22 protein-coding genes and 1 tRNA gene are annotated in these 14,125 nt (G+C 39.6%); 6 read left to right on the top strand and 17 right to left on the bottom strand.

Features of this window, described 5'->3' with window-relative positions; all coding sequences use genetic code 11:
• The first annotated feature begins 75 nt into the window (after positions 1–75).
• Both M2369_RS02295 and sinR read left to right on the top strand, forming a co-directional pair.
• Positions 76–240, top strand: a complete 165-nt coding sequence (locus M2369_RS02295; protein WP_008342197.1) for an anti-repressor SinI family protein — start codon at positions 76–78, stop codon at positions 238–240.
• A gap of 33 nt (positions 241–273) precedes the next feature.
• Positions 274–609 (top strand): transcriptional regulator SinR, encoded by a 336-nt coding sequence (sinR, locus tag M2369_RS02290; protein WP_017357978.1) that lies wholly within the window; start codon positions 274–276, stop codon positions 607–609.
• 67 nt (positions 610–676) lie between these two features.
• On the opposite strand, the gene tasA is transcribed toward sinR, so the two are convergent.
• From tasA to tapA, 3 genes are read right to left on the bottom strand one after another with little or no spacing between them, the layout of a single operon-like run.
• Positions 677–1,477, bottom strand: coding sequence for a biofilm matrix protein TasA (gene tasA / locus M2369_RS02285; RefSeq protein WP_008342195.1), 801 nt, complete (start codon positions 1,475–1,477; stop codon positions 677–679).
• Positions 1,478–1,535: 58 nt separating this feature from the next.
• The gene (sipW, locus tag M2369_RS02280; protein ID WP_058336655.1) at positions 1,536–2,108 is read right to left on the bottom strand and encodes a signal peptidase I SipW; all 573 of its coding nucleotides are present in this window, start codon (positions 2,106–2,108) and stop codon (positions 1,536–1,538) included.
• 49 nt (positions 2,109–2,157) lie between these two features.
• Complete coding sequence (tapA, locus tag M2369_RS02275) at positions 2,158–2,685, bottom strand: amyloid fiber anchoring/assembly protein TapA (protein ID WP_259253344.1); 528 nt, start codon at positions 2,683–2,685, stop codon at positions 2,158–2,160.
• Between the two features lie 252 nt (positions 2,686–2,937).
• Here tapA and M2369_RS02270 point away from each other — a divergent pair, with 252 nt between their 5' ends.
• Positions 2,938–3,264, top strand: coding sequence for a YqzG/YhdC family protein (locus M2369_RS02270; RefSeq protein WP_259253343.1), 327 nt, complete (start codon positions 2,938–2,940; stop codon positions 3,262–3,264).
• Between the two features lie 34 nt (positions 3,265–3,298).
• Here the strand turns inward: M2369_RS02270 and M2369_RS02265 are convergent, their stop codons facing one another.
• The 9 genes from M2369_RS02265 to M2369_RS02225 all read right to left on the bottom strand — a co-directional run bounded on the left by M2369_RS02265 (position 3,299) and on the right by M2369_RS02225 (position 8,842).
• Positions 3,299–3,493: a YqzE family protein gene (locus M2369_RS02265; RefSeq protein ID WP_008342191.1), complete on the bottom strand. Its 195-nt coding sequence runs from the start codon at positions 3,491–3,493 to the stop codon at positions 3,299–3,301.
• A gap of 60 nt (positions 3,494–3,553) precedes the next feature.
• A complete protein-coding gene (locus tag M2369_RS02260) occupies positions 3,554–3,937 on the bottom strand; it encodes a competence type IV pilus minor pilin ComGG (RefSeq protein WP_259253341.1) in 384 nt (127 codons plus the stop codon).
• Positions 3,934–4,431, bottom strand: coding sequence for a competence type IV pilus minor pilin ComGF (gene comGF, locus M2369_RS02255; protein ID WP_034647459.1), 498 nt, complete (start codon positions 4,429–4,431; stop codon positions 3,934–3,936). Before comGF ends, M2369_RS02260 begins: the two co-directional genes overlap by 4 nt.
• Positions 4,373–4,687, bottom strand: coding sequence for a competence type IV pilus minor pilin ComGE (gene comGE / locus M2369_RS02250; RefSeq protein ID WP_039166034.1), 315 nt, complete (start codon positions 4,685–4,687; stop codon positions 4,373–4,375). Before comGE ends, comGF begins: the two co-directional genes overlap by 59 nt.
• Positions 4,671–5,117 (bottom strand): competence type IV pilus minor pilin ComGD, encoded by a 447-nt coding sequence (gene comGD, locus M2369_RS02245; RefSeq protein ID WP_096881621.1) that lies wholly within the window; start codon positions 5,115–5,117, stop codon positions 4,671–4,673. Before comGD ends, comGE begins: the two co-directional genes overlap by 17 nt.
• Complete coding sequence (comGC, locus tag M2369_RS02240) at positions 5,110–5,403, bottom strand: competence type IV pilus major pilin ComGC (protein WP_008342186.1); 294 nt, start codon at positions 5,401–5,403, stop codon at positions 5,110–5,112. Before comGC ends, comGD begins: the two co-directional genes overlap by 8 nt.
• Before the next feature lie 16 nt (positions 5,404–5,419).
• Positions 5,420–6,460 (bottom strand): competence type IV pilus assembly protein ComGB, encoded by a 1,041-nt coding sequence (gene comGB / locus M2369_RS02235; protein ID WP_259253340.1) that lies wholly within the window; start codon positions 6,458–6,460, stop codon positions 5,420–5,422.
• A complete protein-coding gene (gene comGA / locus M2369_RS02230) occupies positions 6,441–7,511 on the bottom strand; it encodes a competence type IV pilus ATPase ComGA (RefSeq protein WP_024718839.1) in 1,071 nt (356 codons plus the stop codon). The genes comGB and comGA overlap by 20 nt, the downstream gene beginning before the upstream one ends.
• A 458-nt stretch (positions 7,512–7,969) precedes the next feature.
• Positions 7,970–8,842: an STAS domain-containing protein gene (locus tag M2369_RS02225; protein ID WP_041506953.1), complete on the bottom strand. Its 873-nt coding sequence runs from the start codon at positions 8,840–8,842 to the stop codon at positions 7,970–7,972.
• Between the two features lie 98 nt (positions 8,843–8,940).
• On the opposite strand from M2369_RS02225, the gene M2369_RS02220 reads away from it, so the two are divergent.
• Positions 8,941–9,011, top strand: a tRNA-Gln gene (locus tag M2369_RS02220).
• A gap of 55 nt (positions 9,012–9,066) precedes the next feature.
• On the opposite strand, the gene M2369_RS02215 is transcribed toward M2369_RS02220, so the two are convergent.
• On the bottom strand, positions 9,067–9,447 hold the full coding sequence (locus tag M2369_RS02215; RefSeq protein ID WP_007501232.1) for a Spx/MgsR family RNA polymerase-binding regulatory protein: 381 nt from the start codon (positions 9,445–9,447) through the stop codon (positions 9,067–9,069).
• Positions 9,448–9,659: 212 nt separating this feature from the next.
• Here M2369_RS02215 and M2369_RS02210 point away from each other — a divergent pair, with 212 nt between their 5' ends.
• Positions 9,660–9,902 carry a DUF2626 domain-containing protein gene (locus M2369_RS02210; protein WP_003217440.1) on the top strand — a complete coding sequence of 81 codons (243 nt, stop codon included), beginning with the start codon at positions 9,660–9,662 and terminating at the stop codon, positions 9,900–9,902.
• 48 nt (positions 9,903–9,950) lie between these two features.
• Here M2369_RS02210 and M2369_RS02205 read toward each other — a convergent pair whose 3' ends face one another.
• Positions 9,951–10,589 (bottom strand): MBL fold metallo-hydrolase, encoded by a 639-nt coding sequence (locus M2369_RS02205; RefSeq protein WP_017357989.1) that lies wholly within the window; start codon positions 10,587–10,589, stop codon positions 9,951–9,953.
• Positions 10,590–10,749: 160 nt separating this feature from the next.
• On the opposite strand from M2369_RS02205, the gene M2369_RS02200 reads away from it, so the two are divergent.
• Positions 10,750–10,923, top strand: coding sequence for a DUF2759 domain-containing protein (locus M2369_RS02200; protein WP_003217333.1), 174 nt, complete (start codon positions 10,750–10,752; stop codon positions 10,921–10,923).
• Between the two features lie 24 nt (positions 10,924–10,947).
• On the opposite strand, the gene M2369_RS02195 is transcribed toward M2369_RS02200, so the two are convergent.
• The 3 genes from M2369_RS02195 to M2369_RS02185 all read right to left on the bottom strand — a co-directional run bounded on the left by M2369_RS02195 (position 10,948) and on the right by M2369_RS02185 (position 14,045).
• On the bottom strand, positions 10,948–11,262 hold the full coding sequence (locus M2369_RS02195) for an MTH1187 family thiamine-binding protein (protein WP_259253339.1): 315 nt from the start codon (positions 11,260–11,262) through the stop codon (positions 10,948–10,950).
• A gap of 77 nt (positions 11,263–11,339) precedes the next feature.
• The gene (locus M2369_RS02190; RefSeq protein ID WP_025207623.1) at positions 11,340–12,593 is read right to left on the bottom strand and encodes an MFS transporter; all 1,254 of its coding nucleotides are present in this window, start codon (positions 12,591–12,593) and stop codon (positions 11,340–11,342) included.
• Positions 12,594–12,923: 330 nt separating this feature from the next.
• Positions 12,924–14,045 (bottom strand): M14 family metallopeptidase, encoded by a 1,122-nt coding sequence (locus tag M2369_RS02185; protein WP_056705261.1) that lies wholly within the window; start codon positions 14,043–14,045, stop codon positions 12,924–12,926.
• Positions 14,046–14,125 lie beyond the last annotated feature (80 nt).

Below are 14,125 nucleotides of genomic sequence, written 5' to 3'. Positions count from 1 at the left end.
TTATCACCTGTGTTTTTCCATTTCATGCGTTAAGTGCCTGAAATACACGATTCAGTATTTTAGGAGGGTATTTGTATGGAAAAGAAAACGAAGTTATTAGACAGTGAATGGGTTCAATTATTACGCGAAGCGCGCAAAGCAGGACTAACAGTAGAAGAAGTCCGTCATTTTCTCAAATCACGCGAAAAGTCCTCTGAGTCTCCCCCTATGGCAAGAAGTCATTCTATCAAACCTTTCTGAATGTGCTATAATATCGAAAGGAAGGTGATGACATTGATTGGCCAGCGTATTAAACAATACCGCAATGAAAAAGGCTACTCACTATCAGAACTGGCCGAAAAGGCTGGGGTAGCGAAGTCTTATTTAAGTTCAATAGAAAGAAACTTGCAAACAAACCCCTCCATTCAATTTCTTGAAAAAGTCTCCGCTGTTCTGGACGTCTCGGTTCATACACTGTTAAACGAAAATGATGAAACCGAATACGATGGTCAATTAGATAGTGAATGGGAAAAACTAGTTCGAGATGCAATGACATCAGGGGTTTCGAAAAAGCAATTTCGTGAATTTTTAGATTATCAAATCTGGAAAAAAAAGCAAGAAGAGGAGTAATGCGCATATTTTAGCGCATACTCCTCCAATTGCTATGCAGATCTTGTTATCAGTCTAAAGACTGACTTTATTTTTTATCTTCGCTGTGTGCTTTTTCGTTTTCTTTCACGTAGCCTTTTTCATCCGTATGCTTTTTTGGATTGATCGTTAAACCATTCCACTGAGTCGCTTCGAAGGAAAGATCAACTTGAATCGCATCGCCTTGGTATTTATTTTGGATATAGTTACCCGCTTTATCCTTCGTCTGGTCATTGACAAATTCAATGATCATTTCCATTTTATCGTAATCAAACGGATTCTTTGGAATGCCGTCATACTCTGGAGCTGTTGATCCATCAACGGTGGCAACATTAATTTTACCACTTTCATGTAAAAACTTCTCATCGACGGCATGACGAAGCTTTTCAAATGCGGTCTGATCCTGCTTTGACGTTAATAGATGCAGATCAAGCAGGTTTGCATGGTCTAAAATAATATTTTTCGGGTATCCATTCCCACCTTCGGCTCCAACCGTTAGAACACTCACCTGAAATTGGCTGAGGAATTCTTCAGCTGTATTCTTCCCGCCATTCTTCGCTGATGTTCCATCTTGAAACTGGCTATAATCAAGACTCATCAGCACTTGATTAATTGCAAGAGACCCTTTATTTTCAAAATTAAATTCCTTCTTTATACGGTCACCGGGTTTTATGTTCGCAAGGTTGATGGCGCCGGAATTCTCTTTTGCAGATAGATTCAGCTCTCCTGTAGAGTAGACCGCGTTTGCCGTCTCAACATCATTAAATGCAGCCCACGTTCCCCCGCCAATTAAAGCAAGACCTAACGCTCCCGATAAAACACCTAAACGAATTGATTTTTTCATTGCCATGATTGAACCCCCTAATAAATTGTTTTATTGAAACCTGATTTAGGTTACAAACGAAAATTTATGCTTGTTCCTCTGACATGTGTAACTCAGCCGTATGTCTTCGATGTTTGGCAGCACCAACAAAATGAATGGTTGAATAAACAAGCAGCATCACCCCTGGAATAATGAGCAAAAGAGCGGTCCCAGCAGAAGTTCCTGCATACGAAAGAAGCTTTCCTGCATAAGGAATGTTCACGCCCGTATACTGCGCAGTCACTTGATTCGCTTTGACGAGCGTGCCGTCTTGATACATATTGTGGTCTCCTTTTGTCTCAAAGGCTTTATTTACTCCTTTTCCTTTCACCCCAACAATGCGGTGAGTCACAAAGGATTGGTCTTGCTTCGTTTGAAACGTAATAATATCCCCTTTTTTGAGTGTTTCAGGTGAGGTGACATGTTTCACAATAATCAATGAACCAGTCGAAAATTCCGGTTCCATTGATCCAGATAATACTTGCTTGAACTCATAACCAAAGATCTGAGGATCTCCGCCTGTTGTCCTTGATGACAACACGACAATAATACACACAATCATCATCGTGAAGACCAGTGCGTAAAGAATACTCCCAGACATTTTCATCCACTTTTTCATACCTTTCTCCCCTTTACATATCATGTTTCATTCAGCAGGCAACCCCTATTTAGGACGCCTTTTCTTGACAATTCGAAAGCTGCATATGTTGAGACGTAAAGAATGGCTTTTCAGAACCACCAAACCCTTTAGGATAATAGATTTTAAACACATAGATTCCATTTGTTTTTGCTTTAACTGCCGTGACAGTCGTCGTTTCTTCTGATGAGAGGGACTGTATAGCACCTTTTTCAATAACATGGCCATCTTGTAATGGCATCTGAACACTCTCTACTTTAAGTAGTTCCCACTTCCATTCAGAGTGCGCGATGGGTTGTCCAATATTTTTTAGTGACATGCTCAGCTTTTGAGGCGCACAGACTGTCCCCTCAATGATCGTTTGATCGATCAGTTTCAAATGACTTCTATCCCATTTCTTTGGCTGGCAATGCTGATCTGTCTCTTCGAAATTTTCACATGTTTTCATGACAAAGTTCGAATGCTCGACATCGTTAAAAGAAGCGTTAGTAGACGTAATAAAAAAAGAAATGAAAATCAAACAAATAGCACAAAATAGTACAAAGAGCGGCTGTTTCATTGAATCTTTCAACTCCTTGAACAATTGTTCTTTAAAAAGAACGATTACACTCAGTATAAGGAATTACCTATAAAATCCAAAACGTCAAATTAGTCCATTTTGTTCTTAAACAAGAACATTACCGAGAAAATTCTTCCATTTTCTCATTCTTTCGCCATATTCAATATTTTTTTCTGTGACATTTGTACTTCTTAAAAATTTACATAAAAGTGCAGGATTTGGTCAGGATAATAATTGGTGAGGTGATGTTAGTTGAAATATGGAAGAATCATGATCATGCTCAGTTTACTGTTAAGCTCTTTGTTCCAAAGTGCCCATCTAGCTGAGGCAAAAGGAATCACTGCTGCCGCAGATCAATGGGAAACAAGGGCAGTCAAAGAAGCAAAAAAACGGTATCCGTTAGCACATGTTTTATTCAAACAAAAAGTGTGGGATCGACACCGGGAGAAAGAATCCGTGAAGCAATATCATATTACGTTGAAAGATCAGGCCAAAGAATTTGGGGTATATGTCACCATTTCCTATAACCCTTACTCGAACAAGGTCAATAAAGTCATTGTTGTGGAAGAATACAGCTAAAATGGCATGAAAAAAACCGCCTGCTGGCGGCTTTTTACTTTTGTCGATGACGTTGACGTTTTTTTAGCATCATTGAGAAGCCAAAAGGCAGAACACCGAATAAACGCTGAGAAAATGGTGGTTTTGTCTCCATTTTTTCCTGTTTATGTTCTTTCCGCTCATCACGTGGTGTATTCATGTATTTAATAATTTCCTGCGTCATATATTTTACATAATCATTTGTCTTCATCGAACACTCACCTCTTCTTCCTTAAAGTGTTACCAAGAAGAGTATCGTTTTATACACTCGCTAATAAGTGCTGATCCATTGATTGATTTCTCCTGTCTCCTTATTCATCTCTAGTTCCCGCTCGTCAGTTACACCACCCTTTGTCTCGATGTTAACCAAGAGGCGGACTAGCTTTTTTCTGTCATCGCACCCAATTCGCTTCAACGTCACTCGGCCTTCTTCTGTGACAATTGGGCTCAATGGCCGATCACAAATACGATTTAATTTGTTTGCAGCTTCATTTAGTCCCATTCGAAATAACTGCTGTTTTTGATAAAAAGAAATCGTGAGCTCTGCACTTTTCAACTCTTTTTGAAACCCAATGGTCATCGAGCCTAGAATCAATAAAAATAAAAGTATGACAGCAAGTACGTGGGGATAAATAAACCCGTCTTCTCTTTTCACGTTTTAGGAATCACTCCTTTGTAAGTGAAAAAAACAGCTTCATGTACTTGACCAAATACATCTGTGACTTGGAGAGTGGTGGTTTGCTCTTTTGTTCTTACATGGAATTGTTTCACCTTTTGTAATAAAGGGAGATGACCTGCCTGATCCGTTCGTTTACGAAGCATCTCTTGATACGGCTCAATCGTCACCACTCGCCCTTGATTTGAAATATACTCCAGTGCTGTTCCATTTTTCACCGCTCTTACAGCGACAGCACAATTTAGCTCCTCCTCTAATTGCAGGACCGTTTGTTTCCACTCCATTTGCGAAAATTTGTTGATTTCTGCAAACGGATGAGCTTTTTCAGCAATTGATAAAAGCAGCATGCAGCCAAAAGAAAGCAGCAAAAATAGCTGCAATTGCCATATTGCTTGAGCGAGTGTAAAGCCTTGTTCATCGCTCCAAATGTCGAAAGCAAATCGTCTTCTTTTTTTGTACTTTGTATGAAACACATCCCTTCTCCTGACCCCAAATGAATTCATATGTGATCTCGCCTCGTTTCTTTGTACTTGATTCATTTTGACCTTCTATAAAAGCTGTATTCATATACTCATGTAAGATTTGATAAGCTTCCAGTTTAGCCCTTAATTCTTCTTTCCCAATTGTCAGTTTTTCAAAGGATGGCACGAGCACAAGAGCAGCAAATAGAAAGAGGTGGCAAGAAAAGAGCATCTCAAACGTACTAAATCCTTTATTGTTGCTGAACATGAATCCGCCCGCTCCCTAAGTAAATCGTGAGTTTATATATTTGACTGCCAAATTGAACAATGAGAGAACCGCCGCTATTTGGATGTCCGTTTTTATTAAAGTGAAGGCCTTTTTGAAATGTGGATTGCTTGATGGTGCCTTTTTTGTGTGGATTAGAAGCAATGATCTGCTCACTATTCTGTTCAATGACTTGATAAGATACATTGGGCGGGTGAAACTCAACAGTTACTCGTGTTTTTTTAATAAAAGCAGTATAAGATGCCAATTGAAGATCTTGTTTTAGCAAGTTCACTTGCTTTTTTGCTTCAGCACTTTCTAATATATTGGGCACTTTTCCACCTATTATCGATAATAAGATAGAGAAAATCATGACGATCAAGAGCTGTTCAATGAGTGTAAATCCTTTCTCCTGGAAAAGCGATTTATTCATTTTTCACATCGCCGTTTTGAATGAAAATTGCCTTTCCATTCGGACAAGTTAATCCTTTTTTGACATAGCCTTCTTTTTCTAATTCAGCTAAAGATGGCGTCTTGCCGTCATGCTCTAATTCATATGCCATTACCTGTGTACTCACCATTGATTTCAGCCCTTCACAGCCCTTTGCTTGAATGCTTTGATGATGCCGAGTGATATTTGGAATGGTGATCAATAAAAGAATGGAGATCACAAGCATGACAATTAACATTTCTAACAGTGTAAATCCTTTATCATTCATGCCTTAGTCCTCCTTTTCACACTTGTTCCATTAGTTGATACATTGGTAAAAGAATAGATAAATACACAATGAGTATAAGAAATGCTGTTAAGCCATAGATGACAGGCTGCAGCCATGAAACCCATTTTTCAATTTTCAATTCTGCATTCTCTAAAAGAAATTGACTATATGTGTACATCTCTCTTGCTAGCATCCCACTTGCTTCCCCATGCTTAATGACAGCCGCAAAATGCCTTTCGAAAAAAGGAGACCGGCTTATTTGATGTTCCATACTCTCACCTTTTCTTAACTCCCCTATCATTTGTTCAGACATTTCTTGAAGGAAGGGTAAATAGGTCTGCTGTTTAAAAGCTTGCAAACTTTCGTAAATCGATAACCCAGCTTGAAGAAGTCCGCTTAGCTGAAGGGAAAAAAGATACGTATGCATCAGCTGCACCCCTTTAAATACCACCGGCAGCCTGCTGATGACTTTCAGTTTCTCAAGGGTCGATTTTTTCTTAAAAAAGAGCTCATAATATCCAAAAAGACAGATACATATACAACCGATCATAAGCAACAAAGCGTGTAGGAATTGGAAGAGGCCAAATATCCCTTGAATCAGCCATGTCATGCTTGTATTCATAGATGAATATAATAAAGAAAATTGAGGGACGATCATTTGCTGAACAATGATGAGCACAACAAAAACCGTAAACATAAGAAAAATCGGATATCGTAACATACGCTTGAATGTGTCAACCTGCATGATTTTTTTCTCTAGAAAACGGGCGCTTTGTTCAAGAGCTCGCGCTAGGCTGCCATGTTTCTCTGAAAAACAAAGAATAGCGACGGCTTCCCGCTGAAAATGAAGTCGCTCAAGTACAACGTAAAAAGGCTCCCCTTCAAGCAGCCACTGAATGCCTGGCGTTAATCGCTGTTGCTGTTTTTTTGATAACTGAATATTCACCATCGTTAATGCCTCAACCAATGTATATCCAGCTTGAATCAATTGAGCCAGTTTCGATAAGAATTCAGCTTGTTCTTTTTTAGACCAGGGTTTAGAGGTTCGCTTCTTCATAAACCCAGCGATGATATGTGCTTTTTGATAAATAGCCGAGTGCCACTCCTTTCCGAATTAATCTTTGCAGTGTTTCGTATGACGAATGAGCGTATTCTCCTTTTGCCTCTTTGATACACTCACCAAGCTCCTTTCCGTAAAGCAATTCAAATACATTTGTTCGTCTGACTGGCCGATTTAGTTTGCAATAAAGCTCACACGTTTCGCCGCAAAATGGACATGCGAGTTCGATTAACCGCTGAGCAGCAATAGCAACCATTGTTTGTTCGAGTTCATTCATCGTCACACCAAATTCCAGCATTCGATAAAGAGCTCCTTTTGCATTTTTTGCATGCAGTGTGCTCATGACTAAATGGCCTGTCAAAGCTGCTCTAATAGCTGTTCTCGCTGTTTCCGCATCTCTTATTTCTCCGAGCACAATCATATCTGGATCATGCCTTAAAATAGCGCGTAAACCTGCCGCATACGTGATACCAGCTTTTTCATTTACTTGAACCTGCAGCACTTCTTCATTTCTTGTTTCCACAGGATCTTCAAGGGTAATAATATTCCGATTAAAATGTTTTTTGGCAAACTGAATCAATGAATAAAGTGTTGTCGTTTTCCCTGAATTTGTTGGTCCTGTAAATAAAATGAGCCCATGCGAATGATTCAGAAACGATAATAATCTCGCTGAAGCCTTCGGGAACAGTGACAAATACTTTGTTTTCGGCACATGATCCTGCGGTAAAATCCGAATCACTAGACTTTCATCATTGACAGTTGGTAGTGTAGAGAGCCGAACAAACACTTGACCGCGTCTTAACATCACAGCCAATGATCCATTTTGTGGTCTCCTTCTTTCACCAATATCCATAGAAGATAAAAATTTGAAATGAGCAATGAGCCGCTCTCCGCTCTTTTTGTCAATGATCCGCTGCTGAATGAGGTCAGCGTCTACACGAAAAGAGACTGAAGCTTCCTTTTCTCTCGGAACAATATGCACATCAGATGCTCTCATGCGGCACGCCTCTTCTAGCAGCTCTTGCCCCAAATATTCAATACCATACAAGTGGTTCACTCCTTTCAGTGACCATATTGTATGATGGCGGAACGTGCCTGACAAAAACGCATTTCATGATTTTCATGACTGAAAAGGTGTGAAAATATTCAATTAGAGGTGTATTTCATCTATAAATAACAGAAGGACATATCAAAAAATTTGACTTTTACAACAGCGGGTTCCATTCAGAGGAGAAAATAAAAAAGAAGTGCTATTGGCACCTCTTTTTTGATGATCATTTCATTTGGTTCTTTCATTATGGATGATCTGTTACAAGGAGGTGTCTTCAAATTTAATCCTCCTTAATAGATTACTGATTTGAAGATAAAGAATATCCTTTCGTGTCTGATTTATGGATAAAAAAAGAGACCAAATCTGTATGCGAATTGGTCATCTCATTCATATGCTCATTATATTGTTTCTCCTTGTCAACAGACCCGTTACTTTTACTAGTAACATTTTTTGGTTCACGTTGCTTCTTGCTGCTGCTCTTCAAAGATACGAAAGCCTCTTTTTTCTAAAGCTTTTGCAAGGCTGTGTTCAGTATTTACTTTTGAGAAATCAATGCCGAGTTTCACTACAGTTTGAGCGATTTCTGGGCGAATGCCTGATATAATCGTCTCAATTCCTAGCAACTTCGCACTATCAACCACTTTAAACAGCTGATAAGCAACCATCGTATCAACAACGGGAACGCCAGATATATCAATAAATAAATGGGTTAGACGCAGTCTAGATGCCTGTTCTAGTACTGATTCCAAAATGATTTTCGCCCTGTACGTATCAATTTCACCAATCAGCGGCAAAATACCGATCTCTTTTGAAACTGGAATAACAGGCGCACTAAGCTCTTGAATCATTTCTCTTTGTGCATTAAGCTGATTGATTGTCACGCGGTCATACTCTTCTGATAAACGTGCAATCATGTCATCAAATGTGGCGTGAAAATGCTGATTCCAATCGCACACATCTTTGAGTGTCACTTCAAGCTCCGTATGTTGTGTAAAGGTCTCAATTCTGGAACAAAAAATGTGGCGGAACACCTTAAATTGTCCGATGATTTCATATAAAGGTACTTCATGAACAGCTCGATCGCGGGCAATATCAACTGACCACTTTTTTAGATGGTCTTCTACTTTATCTGATAGCGTGACTAACGTTGCTGCAATCGTTTGGATAAATGCTGTGTTTTGTTCTTTCAGCTTCTTTTCTGTCTCCTCTGAAGCATGTTTGGAATATAATGAGCCTTCTTCTGTTCTTGTTTTCAGCCATTCTTCGGTCATGACAGGGGCTTCTTTAAGAATAAATTCATATAATTGCTCAGATTTTTCATTTTTCATTTCTGTCGTTCGCTCCTTTTTCACTTACAACTAGTGACAACCAACTTTTATGTATAAATGACCGCAGATGGTGAACAATAGCATTACACGTTTCATATTGGGCTATAGCCAAGTGGTAAGGCAATGGACTTTGACTCCGTGATCGTTGGTTCGAACCCAGCTAGCCCAGTTCAGCACAAAAACGAAGACGGCTGAAACATCATTCAGCTGATCTTCGTTTTTGATTAGGAAACCGATTGATGAATCGCTTTCTTTTTTGAAATTTTCATGAGTTCTCCTGGATTATAGCCGACCACTAATTTATTTCCATCAATGATAATAGGTCTCCGGAGCAGCTTTGGTTTTTCAATGAGAAGCTGAAGTACCTCATTTACTTTTAGATCATTAATATTTAAATTTAAGCTTTTAAAAGCTTGGCTTCGAGTAGCTAAAATTTCATCCATTCCTTCTGTTGTTAAGGAAAGGATTTTTTTCAATTCGTCTAGTGTTGGCGTTTCTCTGAAAAGGTGACGCTCTTTAAAATCAATTTGATTCGCCTTTAACCAATGTTTTGTTTTGCGGCAAGACGTGCAGCTTGGGTATGAATAAAAAGTAATGTCACTCATTAGTCTTCCTCCTTAGGTCGTTAACCTTTTATCTTATGGACTAAGTACCCTCATGCATTTAGGCATAAACACTTTTTCATCACTTTTTCAAAAAAATTTTTTCTAACGAAAGAATGAATGTTCACACGTTGTCAAAAATGTAAATGTTTACATAACAAGTGATCATCAGCTATAATATGAATCAAAGGGGTTTTTTAAGGGGAGGGAAAGAAATGAATCGCATGTTCCGCGTTCTTGGGTTTTGGACGGGTATTTTTGCTGTCATGTTCTATTTAGGACATATGAAAGATGCATCCTTGCTGTTCTTCGGTCAAACCGTTCTTTTTGTATTTTTATCCTACTTGAATTTATCCGAAAGAATGTATATTTACATTTTCGGAGCGTACTTGACGATTTTCTTTGCCGGATTTACATATTATTCGATTTTCATCATGGTTCCCGGTACCGGACATTAATAGAAAAAAGCATCTCCTTTGAAAGAGATGCTTTTTTCGTACGTGCTATTATAAAGAAAACCCATTGATAAACGGATTTTGCTCCTGTTCTGTAAGCACAGTTGTTTCCTCGCCATGTCCACTTAACACAAGAGTTGATTCGGGCAATGACAACAATTTGTCATGTATCGATTGAAGCAGCACGTCTTGATTACCGCCCGTTAAATCAGTTCTCCCGATACCGCCTTGGAATAAAGTATCACCAGAAATGACAAATCCCTCTTCCGCTGAATAGTAAGACACACTGCCAGGTGAATGACCTGGTGTGTGGAACATTTCTAATGTAAACGATCCAATTTGAAGAGGTCCTTCTGACGTAATCAATTGTTCAGCTTCTTTGACCGTAATTCCGTTACCAATTAGTCGAGCTGAACCGTTTAGCTGAGCATTTGTCAGCCATTCTTTTTCCTTTTCATGGACATAAAGCGGAATTCCCCATTCTTGACGCACCTCATCTGCTGCACCAATATGATCAAAATGGGCATGTGTCAATAAGACAGCAAGTGGTTTCAGCTGTTTTTCTTTCACATAAGAAATTAGCTTTTGCGCTTCGCCGCCTGGATCAAAAATTAAACATTCTCCCTGTTCATTTTTCCAAATATATGCGTTCGCTTGCACATAGCCTAGCGGCATTCTTCTCCAATTCATTTTCATCACCTACTACTTTTTTCATTCTTTTTTATTATGAAGGCTATTCAATAAAAATTCAAACAATCGTCAACTTGAATGTACTCGACAAGCTTTATGAAAACGGTTAAAATGAAAAGAAAGGAAATCAAGGGGATTGATGACAAAGGGGGACTTTCATATGATGCTCGTCATTATTTTTGGTCTAGTCACGATTTTAGCCGCTCTCGGCATCTATCGCTCACTCAAAAAAGTGAACGTACTGGCCATTGCTTTCGCTGGCGCCACATTTTTGGTTTTTGGATGGTTTACCGTCATGACCATCATCTATAGCGGTTATCCAACTGCACATTAAAAGCCTGCAATTAGCAGGCTTTTTCTATTGATTCAAATGTTTATTCACGCTTTCTAATTTGCTTGAAAGGGTGGTCGTTTGATCTCTTCTATCATCTATGCGGATATTGGTTGCTACTCGGTGTAAACCCTTTTCAAACGGAGCTTCATGAATACGCTGAATGACCTCAAATAAAACGGATAGCTCCCCTTCAATTAAAGTATTCATTGGTGTTAGCTGATATTTGATTTTCCCTTCTTGTTGAAAGCCCTCTAACAATCTTTGTATGTCTGCTACATATGCACTCACGCTTGGTGTCTCAGTGCCTATTGGAATGATGGTGACATCTGCTATTGCCATGGTTCTTGCTCCTTTCAATGACATCCTATTTCTTTCTCGTTCTCATTGTAACCCATCGTGATTCAAAAATGCCATGATCATGTGGCGTGTAAGCTTGGTTTGTCCCGTTCTATCGTCAAATCTGCTCTCTCTACCTTCCCAATATTTGTGAAAAGGAGCAAGCATATACCTGAAATAGCCTCTATCAGTCCTCCTGCTGCAATGACATAACCTGAACCGAATAACGTCGCCATATAACCACCAATGAGAGCGCCTAACGGTATCATTAAATAAGAGATCATGTTAATAATCGCATACACTTGTGGCTGATCCTCCGCTTTTACTGACAATTGAATCATTGTATGTTCAGGTACATTGACTGCACTGATGGCTGCACCTAAGGCAAATGCAGATATAAACACAAGTGGTAATAAGGCATTCATCCCTGTAATGAAAAATGCAATTCCATCAACGATCCCTGCCCCGATAAACAACAGACCGTATCGATTCACTTTCACCTTTGTTAAAACGAATCCCATCAAAAATGCACCCAATGCCGTGGTCACTTTGATGAATGAATATACTACTGGTCCACTATGTAAATCTTCTGTTAAATAAATAACCGACAATGCCTCCCACGGTGCCGCAGCAAAATTGGAGCAGACACAAAAAATGGCTAATGGAAACAAAATATGATGACTTTTCACAAGTGAAAATCCTCTTATTAATCGTTTTCCGTATGATAATCCTTTTTTTCCTTTATCCATGATCGCTTCCGTTTTATATGTAATCAGCAAAACCAGCAAAGCGGACATGAGGTAAAGAGGAATAATCACAAGCATTGTATATCCTACCCCTACAAATGCAATCATGACACCACAAATCGTCACAGTCACAAGCCTGACCACATGACTGGCTGATTGAATGGTTGCATTCGCCTTTTGTATCACATCTTCATGCACAAGCTTTGGAATAATGGACACCGAAGCTGGTTCATAGGAACCCCCAGTCGCTGAATGCAGCAGCATACCGCCAATGATGAGTGCCAAAGGAGAAAAATCATAAAAGTAACTGACCACAATCACAAGTATAATCGCCGCCCGAGTTAAATCAGCAAAGCACATCCAAAATTTCAATTGATGCGGCTTCATCATTGGGGTAATAAACGGCCCAATAATGGCTTGAGGGACAAAACTAACGGCAATAAAAAATGCTGTTCCAATTGCTCCTTTTCCCCCTAGCACTAAAAGCCACAAAATGGTGTTAAAAGATAAACTATCAGCAGTAATTTTACACATTTTAGAAACAAATAGATAAGTAAAATTCCGTTTCCACAGGCTTTGAGCATTCAATCATCGACATCTCCCTAATTCATATCCTTTTTTTTACATCCACTCTTTCACAATAGCTTACAGGGATGCTCTCGTCAATCACATCAGCACGGTTTTTATTGACCATAAGAAATTGATTGGTTTGAACGTATTAAAAGATTGTTGACAAAGGGCGAAAATGAACTTGATTTTAGCCCTTTGTCTTCTTTTCAGCGTGATAGAAAACCTTTGCAGCCCTAGGAAGAACGAGTACTGGCGCGGAGCGAATTTCACATTCGTGAGCACCGGCACGCAGGACTGACAAAGAATGCGAGGGTTTGTCTACACGCTGAAAGCACCGATTAGGTGCTTTTAATACTTACATGCTTCCCACAATAACCGCTTTGTTTTTTCATAGATCGAATCAAATTGACTCATAGAAAGCGGGTTCTTTCCTCGCCCAAGTTCCACCGTATATCCCTCACTTTTACATTGATAAATAAACCAATCACGATAACCTGCATAGCTATCAAGATATTGAATCGCTTTGTAACCGCTCACCCGTTCTAACCGTTCGACCGTCTCTTTTGAAATGGCCGGTTCGTGGCCAAGAAAACCCCAGTATATCTCTTCTCCTTGTGTATGAAGGGCAATCAGCCGGTCAAAGCGTTTTCGTAAGGCGAGATGTGCCATTGCTTTCGCTTCTGGTTCTGTTAACGGCTGATGCCCTGGGAAATCCCTATAAGACGGTGCCTTCGGCTTATTACGATAATATTCGATTTCCCAATAAGCAGGAAATTGATTGTTTAAATCAATTCCTCGAATATTCGCCTTCCATTCTCGATAATCGGAAAATCCACCATTTAGCGGCGCGAACTCCTCACGGCACAACCCTAAAGATTCTGGACCATTGCGAACCAAATCAACACCGTCTGGATTTACCATCGGGACAATAGACAAAGCAGTGGTCTGCAATATACGAACCGCTTCATGATGTCTTGCTTGCACTGGGTCCGAGGCCGCTAAACAAAGTGATTTAAGCCATTTTAATAAAACAGAGGTCGTGATCCATTCATTTGCATGAAAAGAGGCATTAACATGTATGGAATGTAAATGTTGTACAGGCTCCGTACGGATTTCATAAATGGGCGTATCAAGCACTGATTGACCAATCACACTCATCTGAAGAAAAGGAAAAACAGCTTTCAAATATTGAAGCTCCCGTTCTAAGTGAGCGCTATCATATTCAAATGTTCCGCTGATCCAATCATCTGATTGCTGGAGCCGGTAAGGCGCAATGAAGCTTTGCACCTCACCTACCGATTGAAATGAATGGGTCCCTTCTGGAAGTCTATACCCCGGTAAAAGGAGGTGCTCCGTATTTGACTGATTGGACAAACGGAAAGCTTCTTTTCCTATACCAAGCTGCTTTGCCACATCCTCCTTCCTTGCCTCATCCAGATGCCATTCAATTGTGCCAAACGACTTTTTCATTTACATCCCTCCTCTTACACTATATGAACCAGTAAGTAAAAAAAGAAAACCTCTGCATGTAAATAGCAGAGGTTTTCTTT

Source organism: Bacillus sp. JUb11, from assembly GCF_024807925.1.
GTDB lineage: Bacteria > Bacillota > Bacilli > Bacillales > Bacillaceae > Bacillus > Bacillus altitudinis.
Note: the sequence above shows the minus strand (reverse complement) of the source record. Positions and strands in the feature narration are given on the sequence as shown.

Coding starts and splice junctions, on each gene's coding strand:
- M2369_RS02295 (WP_008342197.1), top strand. CDS start 76: ATGGAAAAGAAAACGAAGTTATTAGACAGTGAATGGGTTCAATTATTA.
- tasA (WP_008342195.1), bottom strand. CDS start 1,477: ATGGCAATGAAAAAATCAATTCGTTTAGGTGTTTTATCGGGAGCGTTA.
- sipW (WP_058336655.1), bottom strand. CDS start 2,108: ATGAAAAAGTGGATGAAAATGTCTGGGAGTATTCTTTACGCACTGGTC.
- tapA (WP_259253344.1), bottom strand. CDS start 2,685: ATGAAACAGCCGCTCTTTGTACTATTTTGTGCTATTTGTTTGATTTTC.
- M2369_RS02265 (WP_008342191.1), bottom strand. CDS start 3,493: ATGAAGACAAATGATTATGTAAAATATATGACGCAGGAAATTATTAAA.
- comGE (WP_039166034.1), bottom strand. CDS start 4,687: ATGTTCAGCAACAATAAAGGATTTAGTACGTTTGAGATGCTCTTTTCT.
- comGD (WP_096881621.1), bottom strand. CDS start 5,117: ATGAATAAATCGCTTTTCCAGGAGAAAGGATTTACACTCATTGAACAG.
- comGC (WP_008342186.1), bottom strand. CDS start 5,403: ATGAATGATAAAGGATTTACACTGTTAGAAATGTTAATTGTCATGCTT.
- comGB (WP_259253340.1), bottom strand. CDS start 6,460: ATGAAGAAGCGAACCTCTAAACCCTGGTCTAAAAAAGAACAAGCTGAA.
- M2369_RS02225 (WP_041506953.1), bottom strand. CDS start 8,842: ATGAAAAATGAAAAATCTGAGCAATTATATGAATTTATTCTTAAAGAA.
- M2369_RS02215 (WP_007501232.1), bottom strand. CDS start 9,447: ATGAGTGACATTACTTTTTATTCATACCCAAGCTGCACGTCTTGCCGC.
- M2369_RS02210 (WP_003217440.1), top strand. CDS start 9,660: ATGAATCGCATGTTCCGCGTTCTTGGGTTTTGGACGGGTATTTTTGCT.
- M2369_RS02205 (WP_017357989.1), bottom strand. CDS start 10,589: ATGAATTGGAGAAGAATGCCGCTAGGCTATGTGCAAGCGAACGCATAT.
- M2369_RS02200 (WP_003217333.1), top strand. CDS start 10,750: ATGATGCTCGTCATTATTTTTGGTCTAGTCACGATTTTAGCCGCTCTC.
- M2369_RS02195 (WP_259253339.1), bottom strand. CDS start 11,262: ATGGCAATAGCAGATGTCACCATCATTCCAATAGGCACTGAGACACCA.
- M2369_RS02185 (WP_056705261.1), bottom strand. CDS start 14,045: ATGAAAAAGTCGTTTGGCACAATTGAATGGCATCTGGATGAGGCAAGG.